Source organism: Natrinema marinum, assembly GCF_024296685.1.
Lineage (GTDB): Archaea > Halobacteriota > Halobacteria > Halobacteriales > Natrialbaceae > Natrinema > Natrinema marinum.
Map to the genome: position 1 here is coordinate 2,370,339 of NZ_CP100763.1, position 21,877 is coordinate 2,392,215.

At 65.6% G+C, this 21,877-nt stretch carries 21 protein-coding genes; 10 read left to right on the top strand and 11 right to left on the bottom strand.

Features of this window, described 5'->3' with window-relative positions; all coding sequences use genetic code 11:
- Positions 1 to 75: 75 nt before the first annotated feature.
- On the top strand, positions 76 to 1,746 hold the full coding sequence (locus tag NKH51_RS11820) for an AMP-binding protein (RefSeq protein WP_254761880.1): 1,671 nt from the start codon (positions 76 to 78) through the stop codon (positions 1,744 to 1,746).
- 121 nt (positions 1,747 to 1,867) lie between these two features.
- On the opposite strand, the gene NKH51_RS11825 is transcribed toward NKH51_RS11820, so the two are convergent.
- Positions 1,868 to 2,002 carry a transporter gene (locus NKH51_RS11825; RefSeq protein ID WP_254761881.1) on the bottom strand — a complete coding sequence of 45 codons (135 nt, stop codon included), beginning with the start codon at positions 2,000 to 2,002 and terminating at the stop codon, positions 1,868 to 1,870.
- Positions 2,003 to 2,114: 112 nt separating this feature from the next.
- Here NKH51_RS11825 and NKH51_RS11830 point away from each other — a divergent pair, with 112 nt between their 5' ends.
- The gene (locus NKH51_RS11830) at positions 2,115 to 2,345 is read left to right on the top strand and encodes a hypothetical protein (protein WP_254761882.1); all 231 of its coding nucleotides are present in this window, start codon (positions 2,115 to 2,117) and stop codon (positions 2,343 to 2,345) included.
- Between the two features lie 38 nt (positions 2,346 to 2,383).
- On the opposite strand, the gene NKH51_RS11835 is transcribed toward NKH51_RS11830, so the two are convergent.
- Complete coding sequence (locus NKH51_RS11835) at positions 2,384 to 2,800, bottom strand: universal stress protein (RefSeq protein WP_254761883.1); 417 nt, start codon at positions 2,798 to 2,800, stop codon at positions 2,384 to 2,386.
- A gap of 101 nt (positions 2,801 to 2,901) precedes the next feature.
- On the bottom strand, positions 2,902 to 3,051 hold the full coding sequence (locus tag NKH51_RS11840; protein WP_254761884.1) for a DUF7557 family protein: 150 nt from the start codon (positions 3,049 to 3,051) through the stop codon (positions 2,902 to 2,904).
- Between the two features lie 222 nt (positions 3,052 to 3,273).
- Here NKH51_RS11840 and NKH51_RS11845 point away from each other — a divergent pair, with 222 nt between their 5' ends.
- A complete protein-coding gene (locus NKH51_RS11845; protein WP_254761885.1) occupies positions 3,274 to 3,513 on the top strand; it encodes a hypothetical protein in 240 nt (79 codons plus the stop codon).
- Positions 3,514 to 3,528: 15 nt separating this feature from the next.
- On the opposite strand, the gene NKH51_RS11850 is transcribed toward NKH51_RS11845, so the two are convergent.
- Both NKH51_RS11850 and nirK read right to left on the bottom strand, forming a co-directional pair.
- On the bottom strand, positions 3,529 to 4,320 hold the full coding sequence (locus NKH51_RS11850; RefSeq protein WP_254761886.1) for a hypothetical protein: 792 nt from the start codon (positions 4,318 to 4,320) through the stop codon (positions 3,529 to 3,531).
- A gap of 234 nt (positions 4,321 to 4,554) precedes the next feature.
- Entirely contained in the window at positions 4,555 to 5,643 is a 1,089-nt protein-coding gene (gene nirK, locus NKH51_RS11855) for a copper-containing nitrite reductase (RefSeq protein ID WP_254761887.1), read from the bottom strand.
- A gap of 285 nt (positions 5,644 to 5,928) precedes the next feature.
- On the opposite strand from nirK, the gene NKH51_RS11860 reads away from it, so the two are divergent.
- Positions 5,929 to 7,041 (top strand): aminotransferase class V-fold PLP-dependent enzyme, encoded by a 1,113-nt coding sequence (locus NKH51_RS11860; protein WP_254761888.1) that lies wholly within the window; start codon positions 5,929 to 5,931, stop codon positions 7,039 to 7,041.
- Positions 7,042 to 7,065: 24 nt separating this feature from the next.
- On the opposite strand, the gene NKH51_RS11865 is transcribed toward NKH51_RS11860, so the two are convergent.
- Together NKH51_RS11865 and NKH51_RS11870 are read right to left on the bottom strand one after the other, a co-directional pair.
- On the bottom strand, positions 7,066 to 7,995 hold the full coding sequence (locus tag NKH51_RS11865; RefSeq protein ID WP_254761889.1) for a ferritin family protein: 930 nt from the start codon (positions 7,993 to 7,995) through the stop codon (positions 7,066 to 7,068).
- 103 nt (positions 7,996 to 8,098) lie between these two features.
- Positions 8,099 to 8,602 carry a hypothetical protein gene (locus NKH51_RS11870; RefSeq protein ID WP_254761890.1) on the bottom strand — a complete coding sequence of 168 codons (504 nt, stop codon included), beginning with the start codon at positions 8,600 to 8,602 and terminating at the stop codon, positions 8,099 to 8,101.
- A gap of 429 nt (positions 8,603 to 9,031) precedes the next feature.
- Here NKH51_RS11870 and NKH51_RS11875 point away from each other — a divergent pair, with 429 nt between their 5' ends.
- The 3 genes from NKH51_RS11875 to uvrA all read left to right on the top strand — a co-directional run bounded on the left by NKH51_RS11875 (position 9,032) and on the right by uvrA (position 15,238).
- A complete protein-coding gene (locus NKH51_RS11875; RefSeq protein ID WP_254761891.1) occupies positions 9,032 to 10,540 on the top strand; it encodes a DUF2334 domain-containing protein in 1,509 nt (502 codons plus the stop codon).
- Entirely contained in the window at positions 10,537 to 12,063 is a 1,527-nt protein-coding gene (locus NKH51_RS11880; RefSeq protein ID WP_254761892.1) for a glycosyltransferase family 2 protein, read from the top strand. The genes NKH51_RS11875 and NKH51_RS11880 overlap by 4 nt, the downstream gene beginning before the upstream one ends.
- Positions 12,064 to 12,274: 211 nt before the next feature.
- Positions 12,275 to 15,238 carry an excinuclease ABC subunit UvrA gene (uvrA, locus tag NKH51_RS11885; protein WP_254761893.1) on the top strand — a complete coding sequence of 988 codons (2,964 nt, stop codon included), beginning with the start codon at positions 12,275 to 12,277 and terminating at the stop codon, positions 15,236 to 15,238.
- Positions 15,239 to 15,277: 39 nt separating this feature from the next.
- On the opposite strand, the gene NKH51_RS18830 is transcribed toward uvrA, so the two are convergent.
- A complete protein-coding gene (locus NKH51_RS18830) occupies positions 15,278 to 15,406 on the bottom strand; it encodes a hypothetical protein (protein WP_256527461.1) in 129 nt (42 codons plus the stop codon).
- Between the two features lie 113 nt (positions 15,407 to 15,519).
- Between NKH51_RS18830 and NKH51_RS11890 the strand changes: the two genes are divergently transcribed.
- Positions 15,520 to 15,903 carry a hypothetical protein gene (locus NKH51_RS11890; RefSeq protein WP_254761894.1) on the top strand — a complete coding sequence of 128 codons (384 nt, stop codon included), beginning with the start codon at positions 15,520 to 15,522 and terminating at the stop codon, positions 15,901 to 15,903.
- A gap of 134 nt (positions 15,904 to 16,037) precedes the next feature.
- On the opposite strand, the gene NKH51_RS11895 is transcribed toward NKH51_RS11890, so the two are convergent.
- Both NKH51_RS11895 and NKH51_RS11900 read right to left on the bottom strand, forming a co-directional pair.
- A complete protein-coding gene (locus NKH51_RS11895) occupies positions 16,038 to 16,442 on the bottom strand; it encodes a CBS domain-containing protein (RefSeq protein ID WP_254761895.1) in 405 nt (134 codons plus the stop codon).
- A gap of 562 nt (positions 16,443 to 17,004) precedes the next feature.
- Entirely contained in the window at positions 17,005 to 17,796 is a 792-nt protein-coding gene (locus tag NKH51_RS11900; RefSeq protein WP_254761896.1) for an IclR family transcriptional regulator, read from the bottom strand.
- A 137-nt stretch (positions 17,797 to 17,933) separates the two neighbouring features.
- Here NKH51_RS11900 and NKH51_RS11905 point away from each other — a divergent pair, with 137 nt between their 5' ends.
- Both NKH51_RS11905 and NKH51_RS11910 read left to right on the top strand, forming a co-directional pair.
- Positions 17,934 to 18,887, top strand: coding sequence for a CoA transferase subunit A (locus tag NKH51_RS11905; RefSeq protein ID WP_254761897.1), 954 nt, complete (start codon positions 17,934 to 17,936; stop codon positions 18,885 to 18,887).
- Entirely contained in the window at positions 18,887 to 19,642 is a 756-nt protein-coding gene (locus NKH51_RS11910; protein ID WP_254761898.1) for a CoA-transferase subunit beta, read from the top strand. The genes NKH51_RS11905 and NKH51_RS11910 overlap by 1 nt, the downstream gene beginning before the upstream one ends.
- Before the next feature lie 230 nt (positions 19,643 to 19,872).
- On the opposite strand, the gene NKH51_RS11915 is transcribed toward NKH51_RS11910, so the two are convergent.
- A complete protein-coding gene (locus tag NKH51_RS11915; RefSeq protein ID WP_254761899.1) occupies positions 19,873 to 21,876 on the bottom strand; it encodes a TRAP transporter permease in 2,004 nt (667 codons plus the stop codon).
- Position 21,877: the final 1 nt, after the last annotated feature.

Here is a 21,877-nt window from a genome sequence, read left to right on the forward strand (position 1 = left end):
CGGTCGACGCAACGGTTGCGGCAGTGCTGTCGGTCGAACAGAACGAATTTACACGTCCGTCATAACGGAGTGTACATGGTTACCACATCTCCCGGCGAGTTCCCCAACGGCATCCCGAGCGAACCCGCGTTTCCGCTCGGGCAACGGCCGCTGCACGAGTACGTCGCCCACTACGCCGACGAGCGGCCGAACAACGTGGCGATCAACTACTACGGGACCGACATCACCTACGGGGAACTCGGTGATTCGATCGACCGATTCGCGACGTATCTCGACGAGCAGGGGTACGGTCGTGGAGATACCATCCTTCTCTTGCTCCAGAACTGTCCGCAGTACGTCATCGCCTACTACGCCGCCCAGAAACTGGGAATGCGGGTCAGCCCCTGTAGTCCGATGTCGAAAGAACACCGCCTCTCCTACCAGCTTTCCGACGGCGATGCCCGGATCGTCGTCGCGGGCGATACCCACGCCCCGCTGCTCGAGGCCGTTCGCGACGAGACGCCACTCGAGGAGATCGTCTACGCCCGCTTCGAGACGTATCTTCCCGACGAGCCGGTGCCCGCGATCCACGACGACATGGCCGATGCGGTCGAGGCGGCCCGACAGCCCGAGTCCGAAGCCGTGAGCTACCTCGAGACGATCCTCGCGGAGACGCCGGCCGAGCCGCCGGCCGTCGAAGTTGCGATGGACGATATCTGCCTGCTGCAGTACACCTCGGGGACGACCGGTCTCCCGAAAGGCTGCATGCACAGCTACGAGAACGTCCTCTTCGCCGCGGCCACCTCCTCGGCGCTGACCGGTCGCGACGAGACCACTCGTCACCTCGCGGTGATGCCCCTCTTCCACGTCGCCGGGAAGCTCAACGCCGCCGACTCACCGATGATCCAGGGCGGGACCACCGTCCTCCTGACCCGCTACGAACCGGAAGCCTACGTCGACGCGCTCGCGGCCCACGAGCCAACCAACGGCTGGATCACCACCCCGATGGTCCGCGAACTCCTGCCGCTGCTCGAGGCCGACGAGCGCGAGATCGATTCGCTCGAGTCGATGCCGACGACGAGTTTCGGCCAGGCGCTGACCGAGAGCCTCTGCGAGCGGTGGGCGGACGCGACCGACTCCACGATGTACGAGGCGTCCTACGGCCTGACCGAGACCCACACGCGAGACACGTTCACGCAGGGGCTGGGCGTGGTCGAGGAGGGGTTCGTCGGCAAACCGGCCTACGACACCGACATCGTGATCCGCGACTGGGAGACCCACGAGGAGGTCCCCCGCGGCGAGACCGGCGAGATCACCGTCGACTCGCCGTCGCTGTTCGAGGGCTACCTCGGCAAACCGGAGGAGACAGAGACCGCCTTCCACGACGGCTACGTGCTCACCGGCGACATCGGTCGCGTGACCGAGGACGGCGCGCTCTACTTCCTCGGCCGGCGCAAGTACATGATCAAGTCCAGCGGCTACTCGATCGCCCCCGCCGAGGTCGAGGAGGTCCTGAAGACCCACGGCGAGATCGCCAACGCCGCCGTCGTCGGTCGCGACCACGAGACCAAAGGTTCGGAAGTCGTCGCCGCCGTGACGCTCACGAACGGCTCGCTGGCCGAAGACGAGTTCCTCGAGTGGGCCGAAACCCAACTCGCCGCGTACAAGCGGCCCCGCGACGTCGTCGTGCTCGACGAACTCCCGGTGACGGACATGGGGAAACTCGATCGAGAGGCGCTCGAGGACGTGATCGCCGACGAGTCCTAGCGGCGACAGTCGTGGACGACGACGACCGAAGAGCCGCTAGGGGTGCTTCCGGCCCGTCCCGTCTGCGACGAGCGACGCCGAGTGAGCCAGAGGCGACGCGCCACCGGCTCGAGCGCGGGGGCTATTTCTCCGTGAAAAACCGGAGCGCGCCCCCGGTGAGAATCAAGAGCCCGCCGAGGACGATCCCCAGCGGCGGCGGGAGCGGCGTGAAACGCACGATCCCGACGAGGATGACGATGGTGGAGAGTCGAGCCATGCACGCCCGTAGCCGAGGGACGCGGAAAAGATCGCTGCGTGATTTACCAACCGATCCGCGGCGATCCGTCGAGGCAGAAGATCGATAAGGTGCTCGCGGAACACGACCGCTCATGCAAGAGGAGCCGGTCGGCCAACTCGAGCGCTCGAGCAATCTCCGGGATCATCCGGAGCTAACCGCCGTAAGCGTGCTTGTCGCCGCCGTCGCCGTCGTCGCGGTCCAGTACGTCGTCGCCGAACTGCTCGCGGTCGGCGCGTCGAACGCGTTTCTGGTCGGGACGGTCGTCGGGCTGGTGATCGCCCAATCGGTGCGCTCGCTCTGTCGGTGGTACGGCGTCGAGTGAACCGCTGCGAGCGCGGGCGGAACGCGAGGCGACCGCGGCTACCGGACGATCGTCACCGGGACGGGTGCCTGTCGCGCGACCCGTTCGGCGACGCTGCCCAGGAGAACCCTCGAGAAGCCGGTGCGGCCGTGGCTGCCGACGACGATGAGGTCGAGATCGTTCGCCGCGGCGTAGTCGACGATCTCGTCGGCGGGCTGGCCGACGGCGACCGCCGTTTCGACCGACCGGCCGTACTCCGCCGCGCGATCTTCGGCCGCCGCGAGCAGGTCGCGGGCTTCCTCGCGCCGGCGCTCGAGCAGTTCTTCCGCGCCGAGGTGTGCGATCTCACCGTAGCTGCTGTTCGTCGGATCGACGGCGTGGAGAACGGTAATCTCGTCGTCGGCGTGTTCTCGGCACGCGAACTCGAAGGCCGCCCACCCCGGGTCTGAGTCCTCGAGGGCGACTAGCAGGTGCATACTGACCTGTACGTGGACGAACTACTTGAGTGTCATCCATTACCACAGTCAGCGGACTCTCGCTGCCGTTCGGTCGAGGCGCTCGGCCGCCGTCGGCCGCCTCACTCGGAGTAGCCTTCCTGCAGGAACGCCCCCTCGGTCTCGTACATCGAGACCAGTTCCGCGATGAGTTCCTCGTGCGACTGGCCCTCCTCGCGGTGGTTGTCGAGTCGCTCCTTCAGGTTGTCACTGATCTCGAGCGTGTGTGTCATGATACGTAATAACGCGGTCGGCGCGCGTCGGCCGTACTATCGCCGTCCGCAGTGATATAATGGGGGACGTACGGACAGTCGACGCGCCGGCACTCGCAAGCACCCGATCGGGAACCGGTTCGATCGGGGCCGAGTTCGATCCGATACCGCTTGAGCCACCTCGAGTGCCCGCCGGCACGGGTCGACCGCCCACTCACTCGAGCGGTCGTCGTAGCCGGCGACATGACAGCACCGCTGGCCGACGACGACGTGGGAAAGACCATCGTCGACGTCGACGGCAAGGAACTGGGTATCGTCGCGAAAGTCGAAAACGGGCGGGCCGCCGTCGACCCCAACCCGAGCCTGGCGGAGCAGGCGATGGCCTCGTTCGGCTGGGAAGGCGAGGACGACGGGGACTACATCGTGACGGTGGACATGCTCGAGCGGGTCGACAACGAGGCCATCCTGCGCGGCGAACGCTGACTCGAGCGGCGCGGCTCACTCGACGGAGCGGTCGTCGAACGACTGCTCGCGCCAGGTCGTCCAGTCGTAGAGCCGCTGGAGTTCACCGCCCTGCTGGCGGATCGCGACGGCGGTGTTGAACAGGAAGGCGGCGACCAACGTCGTCCCGACGAGCCAGGCGGCGTCGGCGAGCGCGCCGTAGCCGTCGAGGTAGCTCGTCAGCAGATCGACGAAGACGACCGCGGCGACGCAGACGATCGCCGGCAGCAGGTGCCGCGTCAGCGCGGCGAAAGTCGTCCCCTCGTGGACCTGCACCGCGCGGACGCCGTAGAACACCGCCCACGCCGAGGTGACGATCCAGCCCACCGCGACGACCAGCCCCGTTGCGGAGCTCTCGACGAGGAAGGCCCCCCACCACGCGGCGATGAAGCCGACGACGACGACGTAATCGACCCACGCGGGCAGCAGCCGCGAGCGGTCGCCCGCCGTCGGCTGATCGTGGTACATCGCGCGGATCGCCAGCGCGAGAAAGAGGATGAAAAACAGGACCGCGCCGTCGACGAACCGGCCGATCCAGTCGGGCTCGAGCAGGATCGAGCCGACGCCGGCGACCGCGTAGACGATCGCCGCGCCGACCCCGATCGTGAGATACCACTGCTCGGTCGTGGCGTCGACCGCGAGGACCTCGCGGACGTAGACGATCGTGTAGTACAGGAGAATCACCGCAGCGATACCGATCGCGAGGTACGCGAACAGCCGGCCGATCGCGACCGTCGTCGCCGGGTCGCCGGCGTCGAACGCGATCGATGGACTCGAGGGAAACGTCATGCGTGTATCTGGCGGCCGAACTGGCATAAGAATACACCTCTCTTACCGACGGTCGAGAAGCCGACGCGACCGCTCGTACTCCGATCTCGAGAGACCCGCCGACGCAGGTCGACCCACACCTGAACGATGGCTCGAGCCGGCACAGATCGGATAGAACACGTCAGCGACGGCCGCCGCTCCCGTCAGGGGCGAGAACGGAGAAAGGATGGTCAGCTCGCGGTGAGCCGGTCCCGATCACGGATCGGGGTTGTAGATGTCGGGGTTTTCGGGCCCGTCGACGTCGATGATGCCGAGTGCGCCGCGGTGGACGACCCGCGAGAGCGCGTGATCGACGATTTTGACGGGTCCTGGCACCGGGAACTCCATTTCCCCGGCGGTGGTGGTGCCCGGCGGGACGGGCGTGGTTTCGACGTTGTTCGCCGGTTCGCTCAGCAGGTCGCCGCTGCGGTAGAGGTTGCTCCAGACGTTGCCGATCGGGTGCCACGAGCTCAGCAGGTTGGGGCCACCGTTGGCGAAGTAGACCCGGGCGGTTTCGCCCGTGTTGGCTGTCATCGGGCCGGCGGCGTCTTCGGTGAAGCCGTAGGCCTGGCCGTTGAAGACGACGTAGGTGGGCTCTTCGCGCTTCATCGCGTCGTGGTCGAAGCCGTGGTGGCCCTGCTGGCCGACCTCGCCGGTGGTGTAGATCTCGTGTTGGCCGAGGTAGAACTCGTTGTCGACCTCGGGCAGCCCCTCCTCGGGTTCGACGAGGATCGAGCCGAACATCCCCGAACTGATGTGCATGTCCATCGCCGGGACCGCACAGTGGTAGATGAACACGCCAGGGTACTCCGCGCGGAACTGGATCTGGGTCGGGTCGTCGTCGGGCGCGATCGTCGTCGCGTCCGCGCCCCCACCGGGCCCGTAGACCGCGTGGAAGTCCATGTTGTGCATCGCCACGTTCATGTCCTCGGGGACGTCGAACGTGAGGTTGACCGTGTCACCCCGGCGCACGCGGAGCATCGGGCCGGGGACCTGCCCCTCGAAGGTCATGTAGTCGAACGTGACTCCCGGCTCGATCTCCGCGGTGACCTTCTGAGTCTGGATCGTCACGTCGTGGGTCCGGGGTTCGTTCCAGTCGACCGGGTCGGGAATGTCCGTGGGGTCCCGTGCGATCTGGTCGACATCGACCGATTTCGCCGCCGGCAGTCCCTCCTCCTCCGCCGGCGTCTTGCTGTTCGAGCTGTTCTCCTCCGCGTCGCTGCTGAGACAGCCGGCCACGGCCAGGGCACCGGTCGCCCCGATCGCCTGTAGCATGTGCCGTCGGTTGAGTTGGGTCGAAGTCATTGGTCTTCTCCTCACTCGGATAGAGGAGGGATATACATTCAGTAGTATCGACGATTCTCGAGGTATGGTAACAGAGTTGATGTTTCCCGCTATATCGTGGGTGTTTATATACTCGATTTCGATGGGAACCCGGCACACCGATACCGAGCGCTCTTCGGGGCGTTCTCCGAGGGTCGAGACCGGAGCTGAATCGACGAGCCGGCCGAGGTCATCGTCGAATTGAGCGATCGCTGACAGAGTGAGGCGACCGTCAGAACGAACACGGTCGCGGCCGAACGACCGACAATGAATCCGACCGCGCTCCGCGAGACGATGCCCGCCCTCGAGTCGACCGTCTACTGCAACTGGGGGGCCGGCGGGCCGAGTCCGCGCCGCGTCGTCGAGGCCGCCGAGTCGGCGCTCGAGTACCACGAGTACGAGGCCCCCGCGGCGGAGGGCATGTATCCTGCGGCGTTCGACGCCTACGACGAGGCGCGCACGGCGGTCGCGGACTTGCTCGGCGCGACGCCGGACGAGGTCGCGTTGACCCAAAGTACGACAGACGGGATCAACCGCGTCGCGGGCGCGTTCGACTGGGGCGAAGACGACGTCGTCGTTCGGACCGACCTCGAGCACTCCGCCGGGATCCTGCCGTGGCGGCGCCTCGAGCGCGAGCGCGGGATCGAGGTGCGGGTGCTCGAAACCGAGGGGGGTCGGCTCGACCTCGAGGCCGCGAAATCGGCGCTCGCGGACGCGACGCTGTGTTGTGTGAGTTCGCTGACGTGGACCCACGGGACGCGGCTGCCCATCGCCCACCTCGTCGACATCGCTCACGACGCCGGGACGTTGGTGCTGGTCGACGCCGTCCAGTCGCCGGGGCAGGTCCCCGTCGACATCCGGGAGTGGGGTGCCGACTTCGTCGTCGCGGCGGGTCACAAGTGGCTGCTCGGCCCGTTCGGTGCCGGCTTTCTGTACGTGCGCGACGGCGTCGAGCGGGACCGCTCGCCCGCCGCGATCGGCTACCGGAGCGTCGTGGACGAGAACGCCGACGAGTACCGCTACGCGGCCGGTGCGCGACGGTTCGAGGTCGGTACCGCCAGCCCTGCGCCCTACGCTGGGCTGACCGAGGCGATCAGCGTGCTCGAGGAGGTCGGCATCGACGCGGTTCAGCGGCGGATCGAGACGCTGACCGATCGGCTCAAGAACGGTGTGTCGGACGAGCACCTGCTGAGCCCCAGATCCTACGAGTCGGGACTGGTGACGATCGCCGACGACGACCCCGAGGGGACCGTCGAGCGACTCGCCGAGCGGGGAATCGTCGTCCGTTCCCTCCCGAAACCGGACGCAATCCGTGCGTCGATTCACGCGTACAATACCCGTGAGGACGTAAACACGCTGCTCGAGGCGCTGGAGGACTGAGAACGACGACCGCTCGGACGCGTTTCAGTCGGCGGTCTGGCGCTCCTCCATGGCGGCTCGAACGTCGCCGTAGCGCTCGAACCGGTCGGCACCGATGTAGTCGACGGTGTCCTGGAGGTACTGGACGACCTGTTTGCCGATCTTGCGCTGGTCGTAGCCCTCGAAGGGCTGCTCATCGTAGAGGGGGTCGGCGAGCAGCCGGTTCTCGACGTACTCTTCGATGCGGGGCTCGTAAACGTCCGCGACGATATCCGGTTCGGCCTTGGCCAACTGTTGCAGGATCCAACGGCCGTTCTCGATGTGGCGCGTCTCGTCTTGCCGGACCTTGCCGATGGCCTCCTGGAACGACTCGAGGACGACGTCGCGGCCCATCTGCTCGGCTTTCAGTTCGATCATCTGGTCGAAGCTGAGGTAGCCGCCGCGGGCGAGCTGGGCCTCGACGATGCCCATGTAGTTCAGATAGGCCTCGCCGAGCGCGTAGACGAGATCGGTCCGGTCGCCGCTCTCGACGGCCGCCAGCAGGTCGTCGGCGGTGTCGTAGAGGTCGTCCGTGCTGTACCCCTGCTCTTGATAGCCGCCCTCGCGATACGGTGCTGTCTCCTGGGTCCCGAAGACCTCCTCGAAGTAGCGGCTGAACAGGTCGGTGTGTTTGGCCTCCTCGTACACCTGCTGGGCCAGATATATCTCCTCCTGAACGGTGTCGAACGGCATCTCCTCGTTCGGCAAGGCGTCGAGCGCCATCATGTACGGCGCGAGCGTCCGCGTCACGTCTTCCTCGCCGTCGTAGAACCCCGAACACGTCGCGAGGAACCGCTGCTGTTCGTCCTCGGAGAACTGCTGCCAGTCTTCCCGATCCCCTTCGAGATCGTAGTCGTCCGGATCCCACGTCCCCTCTCGTTTCCCCTTCCGATACAGTTCGTAGGATTTCTCGCGCTGGCTGTAGTCGATTGGCATGCCCACACATGACGATGAAGGTGTAGATCAATATTCGGCTGAGTATCACGTCGAAGCGGGAGAAACAAAGGTGTCAACACGGGGTCAGTACGGTCGAGTTCGTTCACTCGCCGTCGGCGTCGCGCGATGCGGCGGCGGCCTCGACCATCGTCTGGCGCTCGTCGAAGTACGCCGGCGCGTCGGCGTCGGCCTCGAACTCGAGGATCCGGGTCAGGGCCTCTTGCCCGTCGTCGGCCTCCGCAGTCAGTTCGTCGGCGAGATCGGTGTAACCCGCGGCCAGGTCCTGAAACGCCTGCATCCGGGCCTGTTTGGCCTCGACGAGTAGCTGTTTCTCCTCGAGTTCCGCCTGCAACTCCTCGATCGCCGCGACGTCGACCTCGCCCGCGTCGGGCACGTCGGCGGTCGACGGCGACTCGGTGCCCTCGATCTCGTCCGGGAGCACCTCGAGACGCGATCGGATCTCGGCCATCTCCCGGTCGATCTCGTCTAAGAGTTCGTCGGCCTCCTCGCCCATCGTCTCGACGTGCCCCGAGAGCAGGCCGGCCTGCGTGCGGCAGTACTCGACGAACTCGTCGACCGCGAGTGCGTCCGCGGCGTCGTCGCTCATGAGGCTCCCTTGGGGCTTCCGGGCGAAGGTACTTTGGGATCGAATCGGTGCGCGACCGAATCGAGAGGGATTAATAGCGAGGGGTGACAGCGAACGGAAACGATGTAAACCGATATCGTGAGCGCACACACGGGTAGCGGGTTCCTACCGCGTAGAACCCGTCGGAATTCACTGATCCGCGTCCGGCCACCCGGTCGCGGCGATCGTCCCAGCGAGCGGGTCTCGAGGCGTCTATCGGGACGGTGTGCACGCAGTATCACGTTCCTACGCTGGTTTTCGATTTCGAAACGGTCGATGTCCAGTAGTATCCGGTAGGGTCCGTGTTGAGCAGCCGATCAATAATGAAATCGTGGCTATACGTCGTGGAACCAAGCGTTGAAAGGCGGTAACCGCGGTATTACAAGGGGTCACTCTCCCGTCGACGGCGTCATGGCAGTGGGGAAAGACGAGGCAGGGGATCGGACGTGTCCGCGCTGTGGATCGGCTGCCGTGACACGCCAGCGAGTGATCGAACACGAGCCGTGCGGGGCAATCAAACCGGAACCGGTGTTCTGTACGGCCGACGGCATCGTCTGCCCGGACTGCGGCGAGCGGTGTCGCGAGGTCGCGTTCATCGACGGCGACCGTCCGTGGACGTGTGGGGACTGCGGGCACACCTTCGGCACGAGCCGAGCGGAGACGGCGGACGGCGAGACGGCGTGGCAACGAGACGCCACGGTCGTCCTCGAGCGCGCGCGGTCACGGATCGCAGCGACGCCGTCGCCCGTAAACGGGGCCGGCCGGGGTCGGCGGATGCTGGTCGTGGTCGTCGCCGTCTTGCTCGTCTCCGCGGCGGCCATCGCGGCGATCGGGCCCGCGACGTTCCGACCGGAACCCGTCGCGACCGAGACCGTGCCCGCGTCGAATCCGGTCGCGGACGGTTCCGAAACGGACGACGCGGTAGAAGACGGCGAGCGGGGACGGTCGGAAGAGACGGCCTGGCAGTCGTACAGATCGATCGTCATCTTCCGAAACGACGACGTACAGACGGGCTATCGAGCCGACGCGATGCACGCCGTCGATCGAGTATTCATCGAGGAGAACGTTCCCGTGACCCAGGGCGTGATTCCCCCGCTCGAGGACGACCGCTCGAGCCGCGAGCTTTGCAGCTACCTCCGCGAGCAGGCGGACGCACATCCAGAGACATTCGAGTACGCGCTTCACGGGTACACACACGACCGACGGACCGGGTTCCACGGCGGTAGCGAGTTCGGCGGCCTGCCGCCAGAGCGCCAGCAGGAGTTGCTTCAGGAGGGGACGGCGGCACTCGAGTCCTGCGTCGGGCAACCGCCGACGACGTTCGTCCCGCCGTTTAACACCTACGACGAGGCGACTGCGAGCACGCTCGCCGAGCACGGATACGCGGCCGTCTCCGGCGGCGAATGGTTCACGCGCGCGTATTTCAACGAAACCGGCCCGTTCGCGGCGAACGGGATCCTCCACCTTCCGAACACCCACTCGTTCGTCCGAAACTGGACGACCAACGAGTTCTACTCGCAGCGCACCCTCGAGCGGCGGTTCGACGACGCGTACCGGGACGGCGACCTCTACGTGCAGATGCTCCACTACCCGACGTTCACGTCCGAAGAGAAACTGCGTCGGCTCCGCGGACTCATCGACCACGCGAAATCGAAAGGCGACGTGGCGTTCATGACGGTCGGCGAGTTCGCCCGCAAGTACGAACGCGGGCGACTCGAGCGGACCGAAACCGGCTGGCGAGTCGAGGAGTCGGTCGACAGCGGCGAACCGATCTCGGACGAGGCGTCGGTCACGGAGAACGGGACGAGCGCCGGCGGGCACGCGCATCCGCCCGGCGGAACCGATTCGACGGACCGAAGTCGCGATGTCGTGAGCGAGGGCGGCCCGCAGGTTACCATCCGCGCACGCGGAGAACCATGACTGAGCGCGTTACCGCCCGGACCTTCGGCCTGCTCTTGCTCTGTCTCGCGACCGCCGTCCCGTACGGGCTGCTCGTCCGCTTGCTATCGACCGAGACAGTCTTCGCGATCGCGCTGTACGTCGCCGTGTTCGCGGCGTATCTCGCCTGGTCGTGGTACGTCGTGGAGCGCCGGCCCGCGTATCGTCACCGCTTCTCGCCGACGGCGCTCGGGCTGGCCCTCGGCTGTTGTACCGTCGCGGTCGTCCTGCTCGGCTGGGTGGCGCCGACCGCCGTCGCGCTCGTCCATCTCGGCGCGCTCGTCGTCGTCTTCGGCTGCTGGGCGATCCCGTTTGCGGCCCTCGCTCACGCGCTGACCGGCAGCGAGTACGACGACGTTGCCGAGTTCCCATCGATCACGATCCTCGTCCCGGCGTACAACGAGGAGGGGTACGTCGGCCGGACGGTGGCGAGCCTGCTCGAGGCGAACTATCCGGCCGAAAAGGAGATCATCGTCGTCGACGACGGCAGCACGGACGGGACTCACGAGGAGGCCGGCCGCTACGGGGCCGAAAACGTGACCGTCGTCTCGAAGGACAACGGCGGGAAGTACTCCGCGCTCAACTACGGCCTCCTCTTCGCCGAGGGGGAGGTCGTCGTGACCGTCGACGCCGACAGCATCGTCGAGACGAACGCGCTCCGCGAGATCGTCGCGCCGCTCGCCGCGGACCCTGCGGTCGGTGCGGTCGCGGGCAACGTCCGCGCGTTCAATCGGGACTCGTTCGTGACCAGATGCCAGGCGATCGAGTACGTCCTCAGCATCAACCTCTTCCGGCGGGTGTACGACCAGTTCGGCGCCGTTCCCATCGTGCCGGGCTGTCTGGGCGCGTACCGCCGGGCCGCACTCGAGGAGGTCGAGGCGTACGACCCCCACACCCTGACCGAGGACTTCGATACGACGATGAAAGTGCTGGCGAGGGGCTACGAGGTCCGCTTCAGCGAGGCGGTCGTGTACACCGAAGCGCCCGACACGTGGCGCGACCTCTACCGGCAGCGTCTCCGGTGGTACCGCGGCAACGTGATGACGCTGCGAAAGCACCTGTTCGGCAGCACGCCGCCGGGGAACCGGTACGTCGATCGAATCCACGTCCCGCTTGCGGTGATCACGATGCTCTTTACGCCCGTCGCGAGCTGGCTCGTGCTCGGCGTCATCGCGTACATCGTGGTGACTGGCGGCCACACGGCGATCCTTCCGATACTCGTGACGTACACGGTCCTCGTCGTGCTCCTGACGGCGCTCGCGCTCGGGATCGAGGGCGAGAGCTACTGGTATCTCGGCTACGCGCCGCTGTTCGTCCTGGGCTACAAGCACGTCAACGACCTCGTCATGGTCAAGAGCATCGTCGACGTCGTCGGCGGGACGGACCTGGACTGGACGAACGTGTCGCGGATCGACCAGCGAGAGTCGACATCGACCGAACTCCCCAGCGAACCGGCATCGGCTGACCTTTCCAGCGAACCGTCGTCGAACCGGCAGGGCGATTGAGGACGGCCAGCCGGGGTACTCGATCGCCCCATTACGATTGTCACGCGACGAGCGGCCCGATCCGGCGGCCCCACACCCAATGTCGTCGAATGCTAGCATAGCCCACGACATTGGCCTTTCAGACTCGTTAAGTCCTTCCGGCCACTGATACAGATACAATGAATCTGGCATCGCGTCGACAACCGAGACAGTCCGTAGTCGCGACCGAACGATGAGCAAGGACACCATCGAAGTTCGAGGTGCCGAGGAACACAACCTCAAGGACCTCGACGTCACGATTCCCCGCGAGGCGTTCACCGTCGTCACCGGTCTTTCGGGCTCGGGCAAGTCCTCGCTGGCGTTCGAGACGGTCTACGCCGAAGGCCAGCGCCGATACATCGAGAGCCTCTCGGCGTACGCCCGGAACTTTCTGGGCCAGATGGACAAGCCTCAGGTCGAGACCGTCGAGGGCCTGTCCCCGGCGATCTCGATCGACCAGAAGAACGCCGCGAACAACCCCCGATCGACCGTCGGGACCGTCACCGAACTCCACGACTACCTGCGGCTGCTCTACGCCCGCGTCGGCACGCCACACTGTCCCGACTGTGGCCGCGAGGTCGGCGAGCAGTCGGCCCAGAACATGGTCGAGCGCATCCTCGAGCTCCCCGACGGGACGAAAGCCAAACTCGCGGCACCCGTGGTCCGCGACCAGAAGGGTGCGTTCGAGGACCTCTTCGAGGAACTCGTCTCCGAGGGGTACGCCCGCGTCGAGATCGACGGCGAGGAACACGACCTCACGATGGACGACCCCGATCTGGACGAGAACTTCGATCACACGATCGACGTGATCGTCGACCGCGTGAAGGTCAGCGTCGAGGACCGGCCGCGAATCATCGACAGCGTCGAGACGGCGCTCGAGGAAGCCGACGGCGTCCTCAAGGTCATCCTGCCGGACGCCTCCGAGGAAGTCGCCGCGGACCTCGGGGAGGAGGCCCGCCGGACGGGCGCGCTGGGCGAGGAGACCGAAGACGACGACCGGTTCGTCGTCGAGTTCTCGAAAGACCTCGCCTGTACGCACTGCGGGATCGACGTGCCGGAGATCGAGACCCGCTCGTTCTCCTTTAATTCGCCCCACGGTGCCTGTCCCGAGTGCGAAGGGCTGGGCGAGACCAAGGAGATCGACGAAGAGCTGGTCCTGCAAGACGAGTCCAAACCGCTGAAACACGTCTTCGAGCCCTGGAGCTACAACCGCTCGTACTACCAGACGCGGCTGGACGCCGTCGCCGAGCACTTCGGCGTCGCGCTGTCGACCCCGTTCGAGGACCTCGACGAAGACGTTCAGCAGGCGTTCCTCTACGGCACCAACGAGCAGGTGCTGTTCAAGCGGAACACGAAGAACGGCACCCGCCGGAAGAAAAAGCGCTTCGAGGGCGTCATCCCGAACTTGGAACGCCGGTACATCGAGACCGACTCCGACTCGACCCGCGAGCACATCGAGGACTACATGTCGGTCACCGAGTGTCCGGCCTGTGACGGCACCCGGCTCAAACCCGCGAGCCGGGCGGTGCTGGTCGACGAGACCGCCATCACCGAGATCAACGGAATGAGCATCGGCGACGCCCTCGCACACTTCGAGTCGATGGAGGCGGACCTCACCGAGCGCGAGAAGGTGATCGCCGAGGAGATCTTAAAGGAGATCCGCGCCCGCCTCGGCTTCATGTGTGAGGTCGGCCTCGAGTACCTCACCCTGGACCGCGAGGCCTCGACGCTGTCGGGCGGGGAAAGCCAGCGCATCCGGCTCGCGACCCAGATCGGCTCCGGCCTCGTCGGCGTGTTGTACGTGCTCGACGAGCCCTCGATCGGACTCCACCAGCGGGACAACGACCGGCTGCTGGACACGCTCTGTGAACTGCGCGATCTGGGCAACACCTTACTCGTCGTCGAACACGACGAGGAGACGATGCGCCGCGCGGACAACGTTATCGACATGGGTCCGGGTCCGGGCAAGCGCGGCGGCGAGGTCGTCGCCAACGGTCCCGTCGAGGAGGTCAAGGCGACCGAGGAGTCGATCACCGGCGACTACCTCTCGGGTCGCAAGCAGATCCCGGTCCCTGATGACCGGCGCGACCCCGACGGCGCGCTGACGATCCGCGGGGCGCGCCAGCACAACCTGAAAGACCTCGACGTGGACCTCCCGCTGGGTTGCTTTACCGCCATCACGGGCGTCTCGGGCTCCGGGAAGTCCACGCTGATGCACGAGGTGCTCTACAAGGGCCTCGCGCGCGAGATGAACGACAACACGAGCGTGATTCCAGGCGACCACGATGCCCTCGAGGGCCTCGAGGAGATCGAGACCGTCCGGCTGATCGACCAGTCGCCGATCGGCCGCACGCCCCGGTCGAACCCCGCGACGTACACCAACGTCTTCGATTACGTCCGGGAGCTGTTCGCCCAGACGAAGCTCTCGAAACAGCGCGGCTACGAGAAGGGGCGGTTCTCCTTCAACGTCAAGGGCGGCCGCTGCGAGGAATGTGGCGGTCAGGGCACGGTGAAGATCGAGATGAACTTCCTCTCGGACGTGTACGTCCCCTGTGAGGAGTGCGACGGTGCCCGCTACAACGACGCCACGCTCGACGTGACCTACAAGGGCAAGACCATCGCCGACGTCCTCGAGATGAGCGTCGAGGAAGCCTACGACTTCTTCGAATCCTCGAGCCAGATCCGCCGCCGGCTGAAGCTGCTGAAAGACGTCGGGCTCGACTACATGAAGCTCGGCCAGCCCTCGACGACGCTCTCGGGCGGGGAGGCCCAGCGGATCAAGCTGGCGGAGGAACTCGGCAAGAAGGACTCCGGCGAGACGCTGTACCTGCTCGACGAACCCACGACGGGACTGCACTCGGCCGACGAGCGCAAGCTCATCGACGTGCTTCACCGGCTAACCGACAACGGCAACACCGTCGTCGTCATCGAACACGAACTCGACCTCGTGAAAAACGCCGACCACGTCATCGACCTCGGCCCCGAAGGAGGTGAGAACGGCGGGCAGATCGTCGCCACCGGGACGCCGGAGGACGTGGCCCGACTCGAGGACTCCCACACCGGTCGCTACCTGCGTGATCTGTTGCCGAAGGTGGATCTCGAGGGGCCACGCGGCGAGCGCGTCGAGTCCGTGAGCGCGCCGATGGACGACGATTGAGACTGGGTCCCGTCGACGGGGCTGACCCCCAGCACGGCGTCAGAACGGCTTGACGACGGCCGGCACGCAGCCGACGACGGGTTGGAAGTACTCGCCGTGGGCGTCGATGTCGTCGGTGACATCGTATTCGGTGAAGTTCGTCGGCGTCGATCCCGGCAAGAAGATCATGTATAGAATATAGCGGCGAGTTCACTAACCGATCGACAGACTACTCGAGAAGACTGGGCGGTCGGAACCGACTCGGGAGTACAGCCAAGAGGGCGGCCGACCAACTGTTCGATATGGCAGAGAACCCCACGCACTCCGAAGGGCCGCCGCTCACGGAGGACCCGACTGATTCGTTCGACCTCGAGTGTCCCGAACGGGTCCAGATCGGCGTTACGCGCGGTGAAACGGATCTCGAGACGGGGCCGCCGCGGGACTATCCAGACAGAGCCGAACTATCGGTCCGCCCGGAGTCGGCCGAGGGCCACCGCGTGATCGTCAGCGTCGACGCGATGGCCGGCGACCACGCGACGGGCCATGCCGATGTGGCACTGACGCCGGCGGAGGCGCGGACGCTCCGGGATCGGCTGGACGACATCGTCCGGTGGATGACCGAATCGGACGAGCGGCCGAGCCCCGAACCGGGAGCGGGCGACGAACCCGACTCGAGTCCGAACTAGCGCCTTTGTATCGCGGTCGTACTGCTGAACGTCCTCCACCAGCGCTTCGCGACGAGTATCGAACGCGAGCGAAACCGGACTGCCTCGATCGGAGGCGGTGATTTCTCGCAGTATTCGACCGCGCCTGTACGCGGTCACTCGGGACTCGGCGACTGCACGCGCGAGATGTAGCCAGCCAGATCCGAGGTCGTCACCATCCCGATGACGCCCTCGTCATCGTCGATGACGGGGATGTGGTGGAAATCGCGCTCGACCATAACGTCTGCAGCGTCGCGGATGCTGTCCTGTGCCGACGCCGTGACGACATCCGTGCTCATGTACGTCGACACCGGTGTCTGATCTTTCGGCTGGCGTTCGGCGACGATCCGGACGAAATCCGTCGTCGTCAGGATCCCCTCGAGTCGGTTCTCGTCGTCGACGACGACGACCGAGCCGATTCCGTTCTCGAGCATGAGTTGGGCGGCCTGCTCGACGAGCGTGTCCGTCGATACCGTGTGTACCGACGTGGACATGACTCGAGCGACGAAAATATCCTCCATACGAGACAGTACTCGGTAACCACTATAAGGGTTGTTGGCTCGGACCGCTGCCGGCGGCACTCGGCCGCCGCCCGATCGATCGGGGCTGCTCGAAATCGCCCGGATCGAACCGGGGATGCCATCGAGAGCGAACCGTCCCTCGATCCGACGATCGCTGCCGCCGAGTCACTCGTCGAACGACCGCGAGTAAGTACCAAGTTACATAAACGAGTCGAAAACAATAGTAAATCTGTTAGGAGAGAGCAACCGATGGGATTCAGCTCTTGAGAAAGCCGACGATATCAATATCGCCTCTCCAAGCATTTTATGTCCGAGTAAGCCGATAATCACTCTCAGATATCGGCAGAGGGACGATCCCCCATTAATTCGAACCTAGGCAAGAGAAAGATCGCTACAAATAGCCATATGGCGCCCATATGCGAAATTTGGGCGGTTTCACGATTGGCATTCCGCTGTTACTCGGCAGACAGAACCATACAATTTCATAGTATTATTATACTATGTTATGAACTCGCCCCGAAGTCGAGAGGCCGAACGTCAATCACCGCGTCGGGGGAGTGGCTCACGAGTGCGCGAGGTTCAACTCGAGTTCGTTGACCACGCTTCGAATCATGTCCGGGATCTCGTCGGTGAACCGTTCGCCGCGCATCCGGTGGCTCGGGCCGGCGACGGCGAACGCGCCGAAGATGTCGCCGTCGGGACCCATCAGCGGGGCCGCGACGGCGTGAAGGCCCTGCGTGCTCTCGTCGATGTTGAAGGCGTACCCTCGCTCGCGGACCGTCTCGAGTTCCGCGAACAGGTCCGCTTCGCTGGTGATCGTTTCGTCGGTCGCGGCCGGCAGCCCGTGGCGGGCGACGATCTCACGGACTCGCTCGTCGGGCAGGTTCGACAGGATCACCTTCCCGCCGGCGACCTGATGCATGTAGAACCGCCTGCCGATTCGAGCGCGACTGAACACGCCCTTCTGGCCCGCCTTTCGCTCGAGGACGACGCATCGACCGCGCTGTTCGACGGAAAACTGAACCGTCTCCCCGGTGAGATCGGCCAGTTCACGGATCTTCGGTTCGATGTACTGTAACCCCTCGATCTGATGGAGCGCGTAGCCGCCGACGTCGAGGAACCGGAGCCCGACCCGGTACTCGTCGCCCTCTTTGACGACGTAGTCGTGTTTGAGGAGCGTAATCAGGTGTTTGTGGACGGTTCCCTTCGACTTCCCGGTCGCCGCCGCCAACTCCGATACCCTGGCCCCGTCTCGAGCCTGTAGTTCGTCGACGATTCCAAGCGAGGTCTCGACGCTCTTGATCGTCGGTGATCGCGGTCCGTGATCCCCGTTTTCGGCATCGTTTCGGGACATACCATCCCATCTAGGCGCTAGTTCGCAAAAAGGGTCACGCACGGAAACGGATCGGCGACCGCGTTTCGTTATTCGACAGCGTTGCCGACCGATGCCGACTATCCGGCCGGAAGAGCGGACCGAGCGGCCGAAAAGAGATGGCCTTATACGAGTGCCCGCTGTGGTCGGTGCTGTACCCGATGTCAAAAGTGACGACGATGGCGTCCGCGATTAGCGACGCCGTTAACGACGGTGATAGCCTGTATCTCGCGGGGTTCACGCATCTGATCCCCTTCGCCGCCGGGCACGAGATCATCCGCGCCGGCTACAGCGATCTCGAGCTCGTCCGCGCGACCCCCGATCTGGTGTACGACCAGCTGATCGCCGCGGGCTGCGTCTCGAAGGTGACGTTCTCGTGGGCCGGCAACCCCGGCGTCGGCAGCCTCCGGGCGTTCCGGCGAGCGGTCGAAGCGGGCGTTCCGAACCCGATCGAGACCGAAGAGTACACCCACTACGGGATGGTCGCGGCGCTGCACGCCGGCGCGGCGAACTTGCCGTTCATGCCGGTTCGGACGTTCGCCGGCTCCGACCTCGTCGACCACAACGACGCGATCCGGACGGTCTCGAGCCCGTACGGCGACGACGAGATCCCGGTCGTCCCGCCGATCGAGCCCGACGTGGCGATCGTCTCCGCACAGCGAGGCGACGAGGACGGTAACGCCCACCTCTGGGGAATTCCCGGAGAGCAGAAAGAAGCCGCGCTGGCGGCCGACACCGTCGTCTGCTGCGTCGAGGAGCTCTGTTCGACGGAAACGATTCGGAGCGATCCCAACCGGACGTTGTTCACCGCCGACGCCGTCGACCACGTCGTCGAGGTCCCCTACGGCGCACACCCGTCGTACGCGCAGGGGTACTACGACCGGGACAACGAGGCCTACCTCGAGTGGGAAGAGGTCTCGAAGAGCCACGAGGACGTACAGGCGTGGCTCGACGAGTGGGTCTACGGCGTCGAAAACCGACGCGAGTACCTCGAGAAACTCGGTGCAAAGCGGCTGCTGGACCTCGAAGTCGACTCGCGGTACGCGACGGCGATCGATATGGGTGACTACTGATGGAGTACACTGACACGGAGCTCATGGTGACGGCGGCGGCGGAACAGCTCGAGGACGACGACTCGGTGCTGGTCGGGATCGGCGTCCCGAACCTGGCTTGCAACCTCGCAAAGCGCAACCACGCGCCGAACCTCGAGATGATCTACGAGTCCGGGACGATCGGCTCGAACCCGAGTTCGCTCCCGCTGTCGGTCGGCGACCCGGTGCTCGCCTCGGGCGCGGTCGGCGTCGAATCGATGCTCAACGGCTTCTCGTACTACCTGCAGGGCGGGCGGATCGACGTGGGCTTCCTCGGCGGCGCGCAGGTCGACAAGTACGGCAACATCAACTCGACCGTGATCGGCGACTACGACGATCCGGCGGTCCGGCTGCCCGGCAGCGGCGGGGCCTGCGAGATCGCAAGCAACGCCCATCGGACGATCATCATCTCGCCGCTCGAGCAGCGGCGGTTCCCCGAGGAGGTCGACTTCGTCACGAGCCCGGGCTACCTCGACGCCGAGACCGATCGGGCCGACCTGGGGCTTCGGGGCGGGCCGGACGCCGTCATCACCGACAAGGCGATCATGGGGTTCGACGACGACGGCGAGATGATCGTCGAGCGACTCCACCCCGGCGTCACCGAAGCCGACGTGCGGGCGGCGACCGGCTGGGAGATTCAGTTCGCCGACGATGTCGAGCGGACGCGAGCACCGACCGACGACGAGCTCCGATTGATCCGCGAGGAGCTCGACCCCGACGGCGTCTACCTCGACTGAACGGCCCGGCTCGAGCGGAGACGCGACGTAACTTCCGTCTTTTCTCGCGAAGGGGGCGATAGCGCCGCACCAGCGGTATCGAACGGCCGCGCCGGCGAGCCGGTCGAATCACCGAGGGCACGTTCGTCCGGCACGGAGACGCCTCACCTCGAGCGTCGCCACTGGCTGGTCGCCGAAGGAAACGACCGCCGGTCGATCCGGAGTCGTTCGAAAAACGCGCCGCGAACGGGTCAGTCGCCGCCAGGGACGGCACCGACGCCGGTATCGCGCGTCACCTGCGTCTGGAGCGCGATGAGGACGAGCGCAACGGCGACGACGCCGAGGCGTGGCAGCAGCGACGGCCACACCATCGCGACGACGCCCAGGGCGACGTAGACCGCGCGCACGCCGTAGCTCAGCGGCGACGAGATCCCGAAGGGGTCGGGCGCGCAGTTGAGTCCGTGGGTGATCGCGACCGCGCCCAGCAGGACGATCAGTCCCGAGCCGGCGGTCGCGAGTCCCAAGCCGCCGGTCACGATCTCGGGGTTGTAGATGAACGTGAACGGGAGCACGAACAGCGGCAGGCCGAGCTTCAGCGCCTCGAGCGCCGTCTTCCAGAAGTTCGACTCGGCGATGCCGGTCGTCACCACGACCGCGATAGCGATCGGCGGCGTGATCCCCGAGAGGATCGCCGCGTAGAACACGAAGAAGTGCGCGGCGACCGGCTCGAGGGCGAACTCGCCGGTCAGCGTCGGCGCGATGAGCAAGGCGACGATCGTGTACGCCGCCACGGTCGGCATCCCCAGTCCCAGGATGAGACAGACGACCATCGAGAGGATGGCCGTAAACAGCAGGATGCCGCCGGCGACGCCGACGATGGCGAGCGAGAGCTTGCCGGGGAGGCCGGTCGCGTTCAGCAGATCGACGATTCCGTTGACCGCCGCGATGATGATCGCGATCGGCGCGATGGCGACGGCACCGAACTTGAACCCGGAGACGGTGTCGTTCGCGGCGTCACGGACCGTTCCGATCGGGTCCGCGTCGCCGACGATGCTCAGGATGATCGGCAGGCCGGCACCGGTCACCACCATCGCCCCACAGGTGTACAGCGCGGAGGAGATGACCGTCCACTGAGCGATCCCCAGCGTGTACAGCAACACGGCGAAGGGGACGCCGAAGCGGATCGCCTCGATTACGGGGTGGTACCCCTCCTCGAGGTCGTCGAGCCGGCTATCCAGATCGATCCCACCCTCGGGGAGCTGTTTGATCGACATGTAGTGGACGCCGATCGCGACGGAGATGTAGAACACCAGCGCTGGGATGATCCCGGCGATGAGCACGTCGACGTAGCCGATCCCCGGAATGAGCGAGGCCATGACGAACGCGGCCGCGCCCATCACCGGCGGCATGATCTGCCCACCGGAGGAGGCGACGGCCTCGATCCCGCCGGCCGAGTCCGCCTTCATCCCGCTTTCCTTCATCAGCGGAATCGTGAACGAACCCGTCATCGCCGCGTTCGCCGTCTGGGCGCCGTTGATCGACCCCACGATCAGACTCGAGATCACCGCCGACTGGGCGACTCCCGACCGGAGGTACTTCGCCGTTCGGAAGGAAAGCCGCATGATCAGGTCGAACGCGCCATACCCCTGCATCAGTCCCGCGTAGAGTAAGAACAGCGCGACCTTGACGGCGACGACCTGCGTGATCGAGCCGAAGAAGCCGTCGAACTCCATCGTCAGGACGTTGATGATCTGTTCGGCGGCGATCCCGCCGTGGCTCAATAGTCCGGTGATGAGGTTCCCGAAGTAGGCGTAGAGGACGGACGCGATCACGACGCCCGCGAAGGCCGCCCCGAACGCCCGGTAGGTCAGATAGAGGACGACGAGCCCGAACAGGCCGCCGATGGCGTACTCGTAGCCCAACGCGTAGCCGATCCGCTGGGTCTCGAGCACCTCGTAGTGCAGCCAGACGTAGGCCGGCACGGCGACGCCGACGAGCGCACACGCCCACAGCCCGAGACGCTCGAGGCGATCGGTTCCCTCGAGGTCGCGGAGTTCGTCGAGAACGTAGATCAGGACGCCACCCGCGAGGAAGACGGCACCGTACTTCGCCCGCGGTACCTCCTGATTGAGCCCGTACAGCAGGACCCGGCCCCAGAAGAGCAGGGCCACGACCGTGACAAGATTGTTCAGCAGGTGCTCCCGTCGGAGATCCAGCGGCGACCAGACGGGCGGTTCGCTCTGGGTCTCGCTCATG